Raw genomic sequence first — 16,808 nt, forward strand, 5'->3', positions numbered from 1 at the left:
AATCATTAAATAGTAAGAAATAGTTCACAATAAAGCTGCTGTTAAAGTAAGTAACGGTGCTATACTAGATCGATTTTTAACCGCTTACGTTACAGTAAAACTAACAATCTCGATGACATAAAACAAGCAACTTTTAATACATAGATGCTTACTTTAAAGATTAGTTTTGCAGTGGTGTGTTTTAATTTCAAACAAAACAGAACACGTCCAATTTGAAAAACCAGCACACCTCACTAACCTGTTAATTTTTCATTATCATCAAAGCTAAAGGTAATGCAGCACTAGGGCGTATTGTTCTTTGGTGGTTGAATTTGCAGCAGTGTGTTTGGTATTTAAGCAAGGCAGAGTCTATGATGTGTGGTTGTTCCCCATACATAGGCGATAACGCAGCATAAATGCCAAACATGCGCTGCCCCTGGGTTCTTTCTAGGGACGATTGACTCTTTGTTGCTCGGTTTTTACTTAGCCCACTAGGTTACAAACCTCGCGCCGCGATTAAATCGCCCCTAGATTGAACAAATTTCAATCCCAAAAAACAACACGCCCTAGCGTATTTAAGATTTTTTAAATCAACCCAATCTACCTAATAGGATATTCTCTTATGCAAAAGCTAACAGATGTCGGTGAAAACTTAGTTAATGGTATAGCATCTCGTTATAACCTCAGTCACGATGCAGTAATTCACATGTTAGTTAGCGTTAATAACGGCGGTTGCTCAATGGCACAGTTTAATTGCCCAGAACTTGGTGGTTCTGGTCAATGGATGCGTGGCGGAATGACAATGGTTGGCGACATGTTTAACAACGGTTTAAAATCAACCGTTGATAACTTGTGCAACGAACTTGCTAATATATTGAGCAATAACCAAATATTTCCGGTTATTCCTGCAGGATCGCCTGGCAGCAATCAGTGGTGGCCAGGTAATCTAGGCAGCCCATTTAGCAGTGGTGCGCAAAATAATATTCGCTACGCTATATTCCCTAATCGCTTAGCCGTTGAATTAAATGGACAAGTGAGCGTATACGACACGTTAGATCATAATATTGGTGGTGTAAGCCAACAGCAAGGCAATAATACCTCCCTTACATTTAACAGTCAGTGGGGGACAATTAATGTAAATACCCTGCCATTAATTTCAGGGCAAACGCCAACGACTCCAGAACCACAAAAAGACTTTACACAGCAAGTAACGCAGCCCAATTTTGCATTATTAACGCCTAGCCAAATTGAAGCACCTGTTAATAATACAACGGGGCAATACTCGGTAGACGAAACACTTCAAATTATTGAAAAGTTAGCACAACTACGCGATTCAAATGCGTTGAGTGATGATGAATTTAATATTAAAAAGTCTGAACTTTTAAAAAGGATTTAACCACTATCCTCCAATAGCATAACGCTCAATAAAAGTGGTTTATACGGTCTCTTTTTTATTCGGTAACATATGAAAACATTTAAATGTAATTGCACAGAACAACTTATTTTATTTTTTGAAAGCAGCCATTGTTTGGCTTGTGGCAGAACCGTTGGTATAGATGATGAGTTCGACCAAGTTGAACCCTATGAAATTGATGAACAATCGGGTCTATTTTACAAAGCAGAAGCGCCTGACGTTTTTTATAAAAAATGTGATAACAATGCTCAGTACCACGTTTGTAATGGTATGGTTAATTTAGATACATTTATACCCGTTGCCGATAAAGCCGAAGTGCTGTGTTTTTCATGCCGCTTTAATGAAACGGTGCCCGATTTAAGTATTGTTGAACATATTCCATTATGGAAAAAAATGGAGACAGCAAAACGTCGCGCTTTGTATACATTAAAATCATTATCACTCCCTTTAAATACCACGATTCAAGAACCTGAGAGCGGATTAAGCTTCGATTTTATAGCAGACCGTAACGTAAGCGATCACTTTGTAAGCCCTATTATAGGTCAAGACGTTGTATTTACAGGACACGACTGTGGCCATATCACTATAAATCTAGCCGAGGCAGACGACGTAGCACGCTCTCAAGCTAAAATAGCAATGGGCGAGCGTTACCGTACTTTACTTGGTCATTTTCGCCATGAACTTGGTCATTATTATTTTGATCAACTAATCGCAAATTCATCAAAAAAACATGCTTTATGTAAGCAATATTTTGGTGATGACGAATTAGATTACCAGCAAGCGCTCGATACTCATTACAAGCAAGGCGCGCCAGCTAACTGGCATGAAACCTTTATCAGTGAATACGCTACTATGCACCCTTATGAAGACTGGGCGGAAACATGGGCGCATTACATGCATATTATCGATACTTTAGAAACAGCCAAAAACTTTTCAATTACAGGCTCAACAACGGGTAATGAGTTTGAATTAGATGAAGCAGACGAGCTTAGATTGCCACAAAGTGCATATTACTTTAATTCACAAACATCGATTGATGCTATTTTAGATACTTGGATGGAATTTTCGATCATTCTAAATTCACTAAATCGCAGCATGGGACTTGCCGATGCCTACCCATTTGTACTAACTCAAGCGGTGCGAACTAAGTTATCTTTCATCCATCATGCTATCCATAACAGGCTCAATTTAATGCCTGATTTGAGCATTGGAAAAGTGTAATAAAATAAGTTCAGTCCAAAAAACATTTTAATAAAGAGCCATTTATTCTTGCTATGACTTTTCATGCATAGGTAAGTGGCTTTTTTATGATGAGCAAAAAGCCGTAAAAATAGTATATCCCCTACTTTCTCGCTGAAGCTTTGTTAGTTTGTCACAGCGAGGTTATTCTTAAGTCGACTTATAATTTTTTCTTGATAAATACTAACTGTAGAAAACTTTTGTATTGAAACAAATAAGTCAGTTAGTTTTTCGTTTGATATATCAGTGATATTAATCCCTTTATATATAATAGGTGCATTATTTTGTCTGGTTAGATTATTCGACAGTAAAATATTCAATTTTACTGTACGTGCTAACTCTTCTTGATATAGAAAAAATTCTCTTAAATGTGTGCTAACAATATTGGCTGATTTTGATCTGTCTATCATTAAAATTTCGTCAATTAGTCGATTTAACCTGCTGCGAGACTCTATTGCTTCGTCGAGAATATCTAACCAATTAAGTTCGCTATTTGATAGTAAAGCTAGAAAATATACCGTACGTGCTTTATTGTAATTAATAAAACCAGGCCACATAACATCTTCGCTAGATACTTTAAGTGCTTTATCGAACTGCTCAGCGGCAGATCTAAGATACATAATTACTTCTTCAAGTATTGATGGCTCTATGGTATTAATATTTTTTTGAGCCAGCTCTAAACCATCAATCGACAAAATATCTACAGAGTTCATATTTAGCGACTCTCGCAGCAAATGCATGCCTTTTTTGTTGTAATACAAACCTAGGTAATTATGGTAAATGGTTTTTGTAACTGGATTACGAAGAATTGGACCTCTCACATGAAGTAAGTCTGCATGAATATTAAAATTATCATCAGCTACAAAACTTTGGTAAGACACAACAGCTTTAAATAGCTTTATCGTTTCCGTTATTTGAATTGAATTACCTTTACTCACCGAGTGCAATATTTCACAGCGCCTATCAACTTCTGACAAAATTGTATCCATACGCTTTTTATAAAGTACTTTGTTAGTTTCTGATGCATTAAAAACAGCTGGAAATAATACAATTAGGTCAATTATATACTGAAGGGTATCGGCAAAAAGAACGGCGGTTTCTGACTCTTTTTTTAGTTTATGCTCAATAGAGTCAAAAATTTCTTTCTCTAGTGTATTTTCATTTTGGGACTTAAACTGGTTAATTAACTCTGGAAGTGAGGTTACGTAATTTTCATTATCTAAAATGTTACCTTCCATTTTGCTAATATTATTTACACTATCAATTGATGTATATGTTCTAACAGTAATAAATAAAGCTAATACGGCTATACAAAAGCTTACTGTTGATATGGTAAAGCTCAGTAAATCTTTACCTTCTTTTAAATCATATACCCATACAGCAAGAAAAGCTGAAAGTAGAACAAGTAATAATATTGTAAAATATAACATTTTTGATGTGCGCATATGCCTTCCAGACTTGGGTCGAGCTAACAATCTAATATTGCTGATTTATAACACGAAAAACGCAGACTTCACACGCAAACTGAGAGCTATATAACCTCTGTAGAGCACAAGTAATGAAATATCTGCATCACTTTTCCCACTTATCCAGCGCTTGTTTGTCACTTTGTTTAAACTCAACCCAATTTGATGAGTCTTTAAAGTGCTCTTTTTTCCAAAACGTGGCGTGGTTTTTTAAGTAATCCATAATAAATTGTGCGCCTTCGAACGCGGCTTGGCGATGGCGGGACGTTACGCCTACAAATACAATTTGCTCGCCAAGTGCTAAGTAACCAACGCGGTGAATAATAGATATTCGCGCCAGTTGCCAGCGAGTTTGTGCTTGCTCTGCAATAGATTGAAGGAGTTGCTCGGTCATACCAGGGTAGTGTTCAAGCTCAAGTACAATAACGTTATCGCCACTGCTGAACTCTCTTACCAAACCTGTGAAGGTGACAACAGCGCCATCGCTTTTATTATTACTACAAAGCGTATTGTGCTCGTCACCTACATTAAAATCATCGGTTTGTACTTGAATATGTATGCTCATTAGCCACCTGTAACCGGCGGGAAAAAGGCAAGCTCATCCCCTGCTTTCACTATTTCGTCGCTTGATGACATAGTTTGGTTAAGCGCTGCAAGTAGCTCACGCTCTTCCAGCCACGGTTGCCAGTGCGGGTATTGACTCACTAATTTTAATTTAAGCTCTGAAATAGTAAGCGGCTGCGTAATCTCAAGACTTAATTTACTGCACTTTAACCGCTCTTTTAGTTGCCCAAAAAACAATAACTCTACATTTTGGGCGCTAGATACAACATCGTTTGGATTAATCGCGTTGCCAACTACCATTTTTGCCCCCTGCTTTTTGAGTAACGCGCATGCCGCTAATTTCCATTAGTGGGTCGGCTGCTTTACACATATCAAACAAAGTAAGGCTAGCCACAGATACCGCTGTTAACGCTTCCATTTCAACCCCCGTTTTACCTGCAAGTTTGCAGTAGCTGGTTATTTTAATTTGGCTGTTTGCTTCATCAAGTTCAAAATCAACAGCGACTTTACTAAGTGCAAGCGGATGACAAAGCGGAATTAAATCAGCGCATTTTTTAGCGCCTTGAATACCTGCAATGCGTGCCACGCCTAACACATCACCCTTTTTGTTTTGATTAAGCATTACTTGTTCAAAGGCAAGCTTGCTCATGCTAATAAATGCTTCAGCTGAGGCATCGCGCAAGGTTACGTCTTTGAGCGATACATCAACCATATTCGCTTGGCCGTTTTCGTCAACGTGACTCAACATACTATTGCTCACGCGATTCACACTTTTTACCAATAGTAATGTGCGGTGCAAAGTTACATGGTTTATGCATTGAGTTAAGTTGATCTTTTATAATGCCTGTCCAGGCAGTTTTACATGCGCCTGTAGAGCCTGGCATACAAAAAATAACGGTGTTGTTAGCAAGTCCTGCAAGTGCACGAGATTGAATAGTTGAGTTACCAATTTCACCGTACGATATATGTCTAAATAGCTCACCAAAGCCGTCTACGCTTTTATCAAACAGCGGCGCAAATGCCTCAGGTGTTGAATCACGTTCAGTAAATCCTGTACCACCAGTCACTAAAATAGCGTGAATGGTGTCATCGGCTATCCACTGTGATGCAATAGCGCGCATTTGGTAAACATCATCTTTAACTATGTCTTTATCAGCTAAGTGATGACCAGCTTCAGTTAGCGCTTTAATTAAGTAATGACCAGAAGTATCGGTAATCGCATCGCGTGTATCGCTTACCGTCATTACGGCAATGTTTAATGCTATTTGTGACTCAGTTGTGTGACTCATAATGTTCTTCTTAATTGATTAATGCTTTGGTCAAAATGCTCATTTACAGCTTTAAATTGCGCCGGTGTATTGGTGTTTATTAATGCGTGCGCTTTATTACATAAAAGCGTTTGCACACCAATGCTTTGGGTAAACTGTTTTATTGATTTATGACTGTTAGCGTTTGTGAGTATGTGTTTTAAATGATTTTTTACACTGCTTGTATTACGAATATACAGCGGTAGTGGTTCATTTTCAAAGTGCCAAGCATGTATTTGTGACTGATTTAATTGATTGCTCACACTTTGTACGTTATTTGACTGAGAAGCCAGCACTATTGCGCTTAACAAACTACTCGTAAGTAGAGGCATATCTACCGCAGTAATAAGTAAGTCGTGCTCAGTGGCTATTAATGTGGAATAAATTCCGCCAAGGGGTCCACTATTTGGGTATATATCTTTAACGTACTTTTCTGAGGGATAATCGCTCTGTGAATAATGGTTCAATGACTTGACTGGATTTGTAACGTTGCGACTTATAAGTATGTTTTTAGCGCCTGCGTCTTTTAATAAATCACACGCATTGTGCAATAGCGTTTTATTTTTTAAAACTAAATCGGCTTTGTCTGTGCCCATTCTTGATGACTTACCACCAGCAAGCACAACGCCTGTAAAATCTCGCTTAACTTTCATATTAGATTTTATATTAGCTTCCATATTAGCCGCCTAACATGGCTAAGTGAGTTGTCGCACCTGTTAAGCGTTTATCCAGCTCATGGCTTATTTCTTTATTGCCCATAGCGGCTCGAATTGCCTTTACGGTCGCTGCAGTATCGTCCTCGTTGAGTAGTTCGCGTAAATCTATACCTTGCTCGGCAAACAAGCATAAGTGTAATTTACCCAGTGCCGATACCCTTAAGCGATTACAGCTTTTACAAAAATCTTTGCTGTAAGGCATTATTAAACCAATACGACCATCGTAATCAGGATGACAAAATTCCTCAGCGGGTCCGTTTAATTTTCCCCTAACTACTTGTAACCAGCCTTTAGCTAAAAGCTGGGCTTTAACCGTTTGCCCACTTAAGTGGTTTTCTTCAAAAAAGGTGGCGCCGTCACCGGTTTCCATTAATTCTATAAAGCGTACTGTAACTTTGTGGTGTTTTACCCACGCTAAAAAATCCTTCAATTGGTTTTTATTAAACTGCTTGGCAAGCACTGCATTTATTTTTATATCTTTTATGCCCAGCTCTACCGCACGTTCAATTCCTTTTAAAATAAGGTTAAGTTTGTCGTGCCCTGTTATGAGTTTAAACATACTCGAATTTAAACTATCAATACTGACATTAAGCGCATCAAGCCCAGCTTCTGCAAATTCATCAATTTTCTTTAATAAATTAAACCCGTTGGTAGTAATGGCTACTTTTTCTATGCCGCGCGTGTTTTTACAGAGTTTTATAATATCGGTGACGTCGTTTCGCAAGCACGGTTCGCCACCTGTAATACGCACTTTTTTAGTACCTAGCTCTGCAAACGCATTTACTAGCGTGCTAATTTCGTTTTTATTTAAAAAATTACGCGGCGTATCGCACTGATACCCGTTTGGTAAACAATAACTACAACTAAAATTACATACATCGGTTATTGAGAGGCGCAAATAGTTAAACTGCCGACCAAATTGATCATTAAGCATATGCTTCCTTGTTTGTTTACATTACAACCGCAACATCAATGCTGCTAGAACCTGCTTTGTAATGTTGTTTTATTAATTGGCTTAATTGTGTTTTACACGAACCACAGTTCGTTCCACATTTAAGTTCAGACCCCAATTGCTCGACTGTGTTTGCACCGTTTTTAATGGCGTTTATAATTGGCTGCTCTCTTACTTTAAAGCAGCTACACACTTGCACGCCTTGGGTAAATTCTTCATCGGGGGTTGCATAAAGCAAAGACTGTAACTGTGTAAAAGTCAGTAATGGCTCTGCAGACAAATGGTTTATCCACTCAAGTGATATTTCTTTTTGTTCATTAGAAATAACACCAACAAACGCTAATTGATCGTTTTGAATACACTGCACATGCATGGCTTTTGCCGTATTCATAGCCGACCACTGCCCTTGTAAACCAGTTAAGGTTTGGCAGTAATACAGTAAATCACTTTGTGGCTCATTAAGCGCCAATTGGTAATTAAAGCAATTACTAGCATTAACTTTGAGCCAAAAATCACTGTTTATAACAAGTTCGTTTTTAGTAAACAGCTGCATATATTGCACAAAGGGTGCTTTAACTATATTAACAGCACCGTGTTTGCACTCAGCCTGACCAGATAGAGGGTCAACTACCGATTGATACAACCCACTTACTGTTGCTGATGACGCAAATTGCTTATTCCAATGAATAGGCATAAAGCATTCACCTTTGCGCACGGCATCGGTTACTTTTGCATGCGCGGTAACCTGCCCAGTTAGGGCAATTGCACTTATTAAATCGTTTTGTTTAATTGCTAATTTACTGGCATCAAGCGGATTAATTTCAATGTACGGGCGTGTAATATGCGATGAAAGCGCAGTGCTTTTACCTGTGCGGCTCATGGTATGCCATTGGTCGCGTATACGTCCTGAGTTCATTATAAACGGATAATCACTTGATGTTTGTTGCACAGGTAATTGCGGCGTTATGGGTATAAAACGCGCTTTTTTATCAGCGGTGCTAAATTGGTTATCTGTAAAAACCTGACCGTTTTTATAAGGCTGATTTTTAACAACAGGCCACATTATGGGTTTTAAGTTATCGTACTGGCTTTTTGTGAGCCCAACTAAACCAGAAAGATTTAGTAATCGGCTGCCGTTATTTTCAAAGTCGGTTAATTGTGCCCATTCTTCAAAAATGCCACTTGGGTCTATAAAATCAAATCCTTCAAAGCCCATTTTTTTAGCAACGTCGCACATAATTTGCCAATCATTTTTAGCACCCGAATAAGGCGCTACTAACGGGCGTTGCCTTGATATTCTGCGTTCTGAGTTAGTTACTGTGCCGTTTTTTTCGCCCCATCCGGTTGATGGAAAAGCAACATCGGCAAATTTTAATGTATCACTTTTTGCAATACAGTCAGATACAACCACCAGCTCGCAGGTCTCTAATGCCTTTTTAATTGCAGCGTTATTTGGCAAGCTCACCATTGGGTTTGTTGCCATTATCCACACTGCTTTTATTTTGCCTGCGGCTATTTCATCAAACATATCAATGGCATTGCTGCCTGCTTTTTTAGCGATAGTTGGCGAGAGCCAAAAACGTTGTACAAGTGATTGATGCGCTTCGTTTTCAATATCTAAATGCGCCGCTAACTGATTAGCCAAACCACCTACTTCGCGCCCGCCCATCGCATTAGGTTGCCCAGTAATCGAAAACGGACCACTGCCTGGCTTAAGTAATTTACCTGAGGCTAAATGTGCATTAATAATGGCGTTGCATTTATCTACACCCGAGCTTGATTGATTTATACCCATTGAATAAAAGCTAATCGCACTTGGGCTTTTAGCAAATAGCGCATAAAACTCAGTAACTTGCTCAATTGCTATATCGCAAAAGTCGCTAACTGCCTCACAGCTCCACTTTTGTGCCTCTTGCAATGCGCTTTCAAAGCCGTTTGTGTGCTGAGCAATAAATTGCGTATCGAGGTGGCTATGCTCATTTAAATAATTAAGCAAACCGTTATAAAGTGCGGCGTCACTGCCTGGTTTTATATTTAGAAATGTGTCGGCAAGCTCAGCGGTGTCAGTTTTACGCGGATCAATAACCACCACTTTCATATTTGGGTTAAGCTGTTTTGCACGCTCCATTCGCTGATACAAAACCGGATGAGTCCACGCTGCATTTGAGCCAATTAAAATAAGCAGCTCAGTTTGCTCTAAATCCTCGTAGGTACACGGCACTACGTCTTCACCAAAAGCGCGTTTGTAACCTGCCACAGCAGATGACATACACAGGCGCGAATTTGTATCGATATTGCCTGAACCTATGTAGCCTTTCATTAATTTATTCGCGATGTAGTAATCTTCAGTAAGTAACTGCCCTGACACATAAAATGCCACCGCATCGGGTCCGTGCTTTTGTATTACGTCGTTAAATTTATTGGCAACGTGGTCGGTTGCTTCATCCCACGTGGCTGCTTTATTATTAATGAGGGGCGACGTTAAGCGGTTATCACTGCCTGTGGTGTCTAGCAAATGCGTGCCTTTTACACATAAACGACCAAAGTTTGCGGGGTGCTCTCGCATGCCTTCAAGCTTGGTTGGCACATTATTAAAAAGTGAAATATCAACACCGCACCCTACACCACAGTAAGCACATGTTGTTTGTTTTAAACTCGTTTTATTTATAGTTGGTGATGTGTTTGCGGTTGTCATACTGCTCTCTTTTAGTGTGCTTTAATTTATGCAGGCTGTTTTACAGGCTCATTAAGGGTAACTACGTTAATAGTGTTACTTGCCTTAGCGAGCGCGCTGTTTATTACATTTTGAACGAGCTTTTCACACCCTCCACAGCCTGTACTGGCTTTGGTGCTTTGCTGCACACTTGCCAAATCTATGCAGCCTTTAGCGACTGTTTGTTCAATGGTGTGTTTAGTTACTTTATGACAAGCGCAAATAATGGCGTCATCAGGCAAGTCATCGGCGCTTAGCTCTGCTATGTCGCCGGCAAGGGGCATAATGAGCGCTTCGGGAGCGGTGGTAAGTTGAATGTCGTTTAAATGATATTGCAGCAAATTGTCGTAATCGCTGGTATCGCCAACAAGTACCGCGCCAATCAGCTTATTACTTTGTGAGTTAGTGACTATTTTTTTATAAATACCATTGGCTTGGTCTTCAAAGTAATAGCTTATTGCGCCTTCGCTGCGTGCATGTGCATCGCCAATAGAGCCTACTTCAACACCCATTAATTTAAGCTTGGTGCTCATATCGGCACCATTAAATTCATCGGCTTTATTGTCTAAGCCAGTACTTTGCAAAGTACCTTGCTGCGTATCTTGTAAAATATGCCCAACTGCTATTTTAGCCATGGCGTAACCGGGTGCCACTAAGCCAAAAATAAAATTATTCCACAGTGCACATTCACCAATAGCGTATATGTTTTTATCACTCGTTTGGCAGTGGTTATTAATTACAATACCGCCGCGCTCGCCTAACTCTAAATTAAACTCGCGGGCTAAATTATCATAAGGGCGAATACCCGCCGAAAATACAATCATGTCTGTTTCAAGGGTTTTGCCACCTTTAAAACACATTTTATAACGGCAACTTTCGCCTTCTACTATTTCCTCAGTTGCTACCGCTGTATGTACAGTAACGCCCAAATCCGTAATTTTGTTTTTTAGTAACCGACCGCCACCAGCATCAACTTGTACACCCATAAGTTGCGGTGCAAATTCTATTACGTGAGTCTGTAAACCCAATTGCTTTAATGCGTTTGCAGCTTCAAGCCCCAGTAAACCGCCACCAATTACCACGCCTACTTTGCTGCCGTGGGCTGAATTTTTTATTGCGTGTAAATCGTTAATGGTGCGATAAACAAGGCAATGCTCGCGATCTTTACCCGGTATAGGCGGTACAAATGGGAATGAACCTGTAGCAAGCACAAGTTTGTCGTATTCAAACAATTCCCCTTTAGCGGTCGTTACAGTTTGCGTATCACGATTTATATCAACCACTTTAGAATGAGTATGAAAGCGTACTTGCCAATCGTCATAGGTTTTATTACATGTAAGTGCGAGGTCGTCTGCGGTTTTGCCTTTAAAAAAAGAGGATAGTTGTACGCGGTCATACGCTAAACGGTCTTCACCGCTAAGTACCGTAATTTCAAATTGCTCATCAGCTTGATTTTGAGAAACTAGCTGTTGCACAAAATGGTGCCCGACCATTCCGTTTCCTACCACTACAACACGCTGCTTGCTTAACATTCACCCACCTTAAAGTGATACCTATTTTAGTAATTGACTAAAATTGAAATCGAATAATTTGTTATAGGTTTGTTGTAGCAATATGTAAGCCAAATATATAAGCATTTAAAATCAGCAAGTTGCCTACATTGGTGCAGAGGTGAAAAGCATAAAGTCCCACAAGATGGTGCAATTGCACCATCGTGTGTCGCTATAAATTACAAGTGAATATTAGAAGATAGAGAGGGTTAAAATTTAGCGCTCATCCATACCCACAATTTTTGAGTATCGACTTTATTAGCAGCAGTATCGCCCGCTGAGTAATCAGCATACTTAACACCTACTGCGTATTGTTTATTAATAGGTTTAACGTATTGTACGTTTAGTTCACTGCCTAAATCGTCAACCCCATTTGATTGCTCATTAGCATCAAAACTGTGATAAGCCACCAGCCATTTTCCGTCAAACGCTTTACCGTTTAAGCTTATGTAAGTGTCGTTCAAACCTTGTGTGGGTGTATTTAAAAACGTATCTGTCCAACCATTAAATTTATGTAACGTGGCAAGCGGTGTTGCAAACCCGTAATCGCCATTATCAGAGCCAAGTGACTCTATGCCAACTTTTAATGTTACTGTTTTTATGCCCAACCCATTTAAATCGACAGCGCCTTCAAGTGCATAGTAATCGGCATCAAAATCACTCACGCTTGTTGAAGCAGACTGCGTTGCATACTCCGCTTTGTAATAAAATTTTATGTCGTTTAGGGTTTTATTACCGTTAAAAGAAACGCCATAAGTATCTAAACTGTCGTCTTGTAGTGCATCGTCACTTAATAAGTAACTGTATAAAACCACTTTACCGTAGTCTGTTTTAAAGCTTGCATTAATTAAATGATCGGACGATTTAATGTCTTTATCGTCAGCAAATATGCGGTTACGCTTATTTAAATAACTGTACTGTAAATTTATGTTATTAAATGCGTAATTAATGGTCGCGGCATCAAAGGTTTGTCTGTCTTGGCGCCAACCTACGTGCCCAACAAAACGCTGCCCATCAAGAGCTATTATTTGGCGCCCTACTTTTAGCGATAGACCATCGCGTACATATTTAACAAAGCCTTGGTCTATCTCGGTGTTTTCTGGGTCTGCAATAACAGAATAATTAGTGTTTTTCCCCACTGTATTGTTGTAATCATCTACGCCCAATAGGCTGCGAGTGTCTTCTACTTCAATAAGTGCTGAAAAACCATTCACCTCGTCTGTTTGATGCGTTAAGCGGGTTCTAAGTGTTAAGCCGCTTGCATCTTTTAGAGCATTTTCTTGATCAACGCTTTCAAAGCGCAGTCTAAAATCAAGATCAGTTTGCGCAGCTTGGCTTATTAAAGGCGCAGTGAAGCAACCCAGTATAAAAATAATAGGTAAGTTGTTCTTGTAATTAAGCATTTTGGTTCTCTAAGTTTTAATTATTAATACACATACCAAAGCAATAAATAAACACAGCGAAATACATTTCCACACCATAACTGGATCGCGTTTCATTATTGAACTTTTATTAGCGGTACTTTCTAAATAAGGATTAGGTTTGTTGATATCGTTTATAAACTCAGAAAAAGCTTGGTATCTGAGCTCAGGTTTAGGGGCAAGCGCCTTCATAAGGGCTTGATCTAACCAAAACGGAATATCGGCTCTGTATTTACGAATACTTGTGTAATGCCAATGGCTGTAATCTTTTGGCGCTACGTGGTTAAGTGGCAGTGGTTTATAAGGCAATTTTGAGCACAATAACTCATATGCAATCACGCCAAGTGAAAACAAATCACTTTTAAAATCGGCGTGCATAGTAATAAGTGTTTCGGGTGCGGTGTAGTCGGCAGTGCCTTGCGGGCAATCATCCGCAATTTGTTTAACCGACTCGTCCATGGCCGCAACACTTACTGTGCCGTAATCTATTAGCGTTACTTTACCGTGCGCATCTATCATTACATTATCGAGTTTTAAATCACGATGTACCATATCGAGTCGCTGAAACGCCCTTAGTGCATGTACTATTTGTTCAATAATACTGCGTACTTGAGTTATTTCTGGGTGCGGCACGTCGTGCTTCCAATCACTGAGTGTTTGCCCGTCCATGTACTCACAAATATGATACAAAAAACGACTCTGCGATTGCGTACTTAGCACTTTCATCACGTTTAAATGGTTTATGCGTTGCCCTACCCAGCCTTCTCTTATAAAGCCTTGAAGGTAGTGCACATCGTCTTCAAAATTAACCGAAGGTGCTTTTAAAACCACTGGCGGTATATCGGGCGCTTGTTGCACTAAATAAATGTGCGAGCGACTACTAGCATGTAATTTACGAATAACCGTGTAATCATCAATTTTTTGCCCAACATTAAGCGCAGGTGGAATTTTTCGTCGTGTTAGCGAATGGTAAAGTTCATCTAACTTTTGCTCGGCAATATTTTCTACTTTTACCAGTAAACAACTTACGTTGTCGTCACTGCCTCGTGCTAATGCAAGTTCGGTAATTGCTTTAGCTGCATTTTCTAAATTAGTGTACTCGTTAATTAATTTAGCTATATCACTACTTGGGAGCACATCGTGTACGCCATCGCAGGTTAATATATAAATATCGTCTGCTTTTAGGTCAACCTCGTATACATCTATTTCTTGATGAAGTTGCGCGCCAAGAGCACGCGTTAGCGTATCGTTTACTTTGTGATCCCGTGTTATTGCCTCTATTTTATTTCCTCGCAAGCGAGTAATACGCGTATCACCTAAGTGGAATATATAACCCGTTGCCGACTTTAAAATAAGTGCTGTAAAAGTCGTCATCCAATCGGCTTGACGCTGACCTAAGTGATTGTAATTAACCGATTGCGAATAAAGCCACTGATTTAAACTTGCTAACACCTTCGACACTGACTTTTTAACCGCCCAACTTTCGGGGGTATTTAAATACTCATTTATAAAATGAGTAACCGAAAGTTGAGACGCTTGTTTAGCATTTTTTGCTGATGAACACCCATCGGCTAAGCAGGCAATAACGCCTTTAGACTCTTTTTCTTGCGCTTTGGTATTGAGAGCTGCAAACGCATCTTGGTTTTCTGCTTTTAACCCTTTAGCACTGTGCCCGCCAAATGAAACGTTGAGTTCATTTTTTAGCGATTTAGCGTGGAGTGTTTCATCAAACATAGTCAATAATGCCTTAAGTCACTGAAATAAGTTCAACGGTGCCGTCTTCATTTACTTCGGTAATATGGCCATCTGGTTCTCTCATAAAAAACAGTGCAGCTAGACCAAGTAATGCACTACCCGCAATAATGAAAAAGAAAGTTTGATAATCAACAAGTGACAATGCCGTTAAGTACACTACTGCACCTACATTACCGTAAGCACCTGTCATTCCAGCTATTTGCCCAGTTAAACGACGCTTAATTAGCGGTACTGCGGCAAATACAGCGCCTTCACCAGCTTGCACAAAGAACGAACACGCCATAGCCGCAACAACTGCAAGCCATAAAGGCCAAGATGCATCAACCAAGCCCATTACAAAATAACCAACAGCAAGACCCGTTGTAAGTACAATAAGGGTAATACGGCGACCTAATTTATCTGAAATCCAACCGCCACCTGGGCGAGATGCTAAGTTCATAAATGCATAAGCTGAGGCTAAAATACCCGCGTACACCATATCAAGCGCAAACACATCCATAAAAAATAGCGGTAACATAGATACAACTGCAAGCTCAGAACCAAAAGTTGTAAAATATAAAATATTTAAAACAGCCACTTGCTTAAATTCATAACGATGAGACTCAGGTACAGGCTCTTTAAAAATATGACCATTTACGTCAAAGGTTTTATACACTTCGTAAATATAAAGCAGAACTAAAAAAGCATACACGGCAAGTACAAAGTTAGCCGAAATTAGGTTAGCACCGGTTGGTGAAAGCTTCCAAGTAAGTAATGCTAGTGCACCATACATAGGGATTTTCATAATAAGAAGTAATACAAAGTCGCCTTTACTGGTTACTTCCATTGCGCCTACTTTTTTAGGCTTAAAGTATGTACCGCCTTTTGGTGTATCGGTTACATTTAAGTACCAAATAATACCAAATATAACGCTTAATACACCCGTTAAACCTACTGCGTAACGCCAACCATCTTCGCCACCAAACATAAGTGCAATAATTGGCAATAACATAGCCGCTGCTGCTGAACCAAAGTTACCCCAGCCGCCATAAATACCTTCTGCTATGCCCAGCTCGTTAGCAGGAAACCATTCACTCACCATACGAATGCCCACAACAAAGCCAGCACCAATAAAGCCTAGCGCAAAACGCGCTATAGCGGCTTGTTCAAATGTGGTTGCCATAGCAAACATAAAACACGGAATACTACAGGTAATAAGTAGCGCGGCATAAACAATCCGGGGACCAAATTTATCGGTCAGCATACCCACCACAACACGGGCAGGAATAGTTAACGCTACATTTAAAATTAGTAATGTTTTAACTTGTGCCATGGTAATACCAAGCGAGCCCGCAATTGCACCTAATAAAGGAGCATGGTTAAACCATACAAAAAATGACACAAAAAAGACCATCCAACTCAGATGTAATACTTTCATTTTTCCTTTAAAGGATATTAAGTTAAATCCAGAACTCGGTTGCATGTTTATTTCCTCGTAAACGTATTATTGTTTTATAAATGCCCCACTCTTTTATATGAGTAGTAGCTCAAACTTTGTTAAATTTTAGTTAACCAAACACAGCAATTACTGAGCCACAAATTAAAAACCATATATTTCAGCTAGTTATATGTATTTATTATTTTAATGCGTTATAGTTGCACTATATGAGTGAGGGGGTAAGGGCTGTTACAGTGCAAATAAAAAGCGTTACTACTTGCTCTAGGATTTAACAAATTGGTATTGTTCAAAAAA

General features: G+C 39.5%; 14 protein-coding genes. 2 read left to right on the forward strand and 12 right to left on the reverse strand.

The annotated features are described in order from the left end of the window. Nucleotides 1-601 precede the first annotated feature (601 nt). Both GQR47_RS05875 and GQR47_RS05880 read left to right on the forward strand, forming a co-directional pair. On the forward strand, nucleotides 602-1,375 hold the full coding sequence (locus GQR47_RS05875) for an SHOCT domain-containing protein (RefSeq protein WP_024597451.1): 774 nt from the start codon (nucleotides 602-604) through the stop codon (nucleotides 1,373-1,375). Between the two features lie 69 nt (nucleotides 1,376-1,444). Next, on the forward strand, nucleotides 1,445-2,614 hold the full coding sequence (locus tag GQR47_RS05880) for a putative zinc-binding metallopeptidase (RefSeq protein ID WP_024597452.1): 1,170 nt from the start codon (nucleotides 1,445-1,447) through the stop codon (nucleotides 2,612-2,614). A gap of 143 nt (nucleotides 2,615-2,757) precedes the next feature. Here GQR47_RS05880 and GQR47_RS05885 read toward each other — a convergent pair whose 3' ends face one another. The 12 genes from GQR47_RS05885 to GQR47_RS05940 form a co-directional block, all read right to left on the reverse strand. After that, nucleotides 2,758-4,077 carry a hypothetical protein gene (locus tag GQR47_RS05885; protein ID WP_024597453.1) on the reverse strand — a complete coding sequence of 440 codons (1,320 nt, stop codon included), beginning with the start codon at nucleotides 4,075-4,077 and terminating at the stop codon, nucleotides 2,758-2,760. Nucleotides 4,078-4,204: 127 nt separating this feature from the next. After that, on the reverse strand, nucleotides 4,205-4,663 hold the full coding sequence (gene moaE / locus GQR47_RS05890; protein WP_024597454.1) for a molybdopterin synthase catalytic subunit MoaE: 459 nt from the start codon (nucleotides 4,661-4,663) through the stop codon (nucleotides 4,205-4,207). Beyond that, a complete protein-coding gene (locus GQR47_RS05895; protein WP_024603480.1) occupies nucleotides 4,663-4,962 on the reverse strand; it encodes a MoaD/ThiS family protein in 300 nt (99 codons plus the stop codon). Before GQR47_RS05895 ends, moaE begins: the two co-directional genes overlap by 1 nt. Further along, nucleotides 4,940-5,410 carry a cyclic pyranopterin monophosphate synthase MoaC gene (moaC, locus tag GQR47_RS05900; protein WP_007375236.1) on the reverse strand — a complete coding sequence of 157 codons (471 nt, stop codon included), beginning with the start codon at nucleotides 5,408-5,410 and terminating at the stop codon, nucleotides 4,940-4,942. The genes GQR47_RS05895 and moaC overlap by 23 nt, the downstream gene beginning before the upstream one ends. Nucleotide 5,411: 1 nt before the next feature. Further along, nucleotides 5,412-5,951 carry a molybdenum cofactor biosynthesis protein B gene (gene moaB / locus GQR47_RS05905; RefSeq protein WP_024595223.1) on the reverse strand — a complete coding sequence of 180 codons (540 nt, stop codon included), beginning with the start codon at nucleotides 5,949-5,951 and terminating at the stop codon, nucleotides 5,412-5,414. Next, nucleotides 5,948-6,646 (reverse strand): molybdenum cofactor guanylyltransferase, encoded by a 699-nt coding sequence (locus GQR47_RS05910; RefSeq protein WP_139015406.1) that lies wholly within the window; start codon nucleotides 6,644-6,646, stop codon nucleotides 5,948-5,950. The genes moaB and GQR47_RS05910 overlap by 4 nt, the downstream gene beginning before the upstream one ends. A 1-nt stretch (nucleotide 6,647) precedes the next feature. Further along, a complete protein-coding gene (gene moaA, locus GQR47_RS05915; RefSeq protein ID WP_024595225.1) occupies nucleotides 6,648-7,619 on the reverse strand; it encodes a GTP 3',8-cyclase MoaA in 972 nt (323 codons plus the stop codon). Between the two features lie 16 nt (nucleotides 7,620-7,635). Further along, entirely contained in the window at nucleotides 7,636-10,332 is a 2,697-nt protein-coding gene (locus GQR47_RS05920; RefSeq protein WP_154903768.1) for a nitrate reductase, read from the reverse strand. Between the two features lie 26 nt (nucleotides 10,333-10,358). Next, nucleotides 10,359-11,882 carry an FAD-dependent oxidoreductase gene (locus GQR47_RS05925; RefSeq protein WP_024595626.1) on the reverse strand — a complete coding sequence of 508 codons (1,524 nt, stop codon included), beginning with the start codon at nucleotides 11,880-11,882 and terminating at the stop codon, nucleotides 10,359-10,361. A gap of 227 nt (nucleotides 11,883-12,109) precedes the next feature. After that, entirely contained in the window at nucleotides 12,110-13,303 is a 1,194-nt protein-coding gene (locus tag GQR47_RS05930; RefSeq protein ID WP_024595625.1) for an alginate export family protein, read from the reverse strand. A gap of 9 nt (nucleotides 13,304-13,312) precedes the next feature. Beyond that, nucleotides 13,313-15,055: a bifunctional protein-serine/threonine kinase/phosphatase gene (locus GQR47_RS05935; RefSeq protein ID WP_024595624.1), complete on the reverse strand. Its 1,743-nt coding sequence runs from the start codon at nucleotides 15,053-15,055 to the stop codon at nucleotides 13,313-13,315. A 13-nt stretch (nucleotides 15,056-15,068) separates the two neighbouring features. After that, the gene (locus GQR47_RS05940; protein ID WP_024595623.1) at nucleotides 15,069-16,538 is read right to left on the reverse strand and encodes a NarK family nitrate/nitrite MFS transporter; all 1,470 of its coding nucleotides are present in this window, start codon (nucleotides 16,536-16,538) and stop codon (nucleotides 15,069-15,071) included. Nucleotides 16,539-16,808 lie beyond the last annotated feature (270 nt).

The sequence above is a fragment of the Pseudoalteromonas sp. Z1A2 genome, assembly GCF_011378755.1.
GTDB classification, from domain to species: Bacteria; Pseudomonadota; Gammaproteobacteria; order Enterobacterales; family Alteromonadaceae; genus Pseudoalteromonas; species Pseudoalteromonas distincta.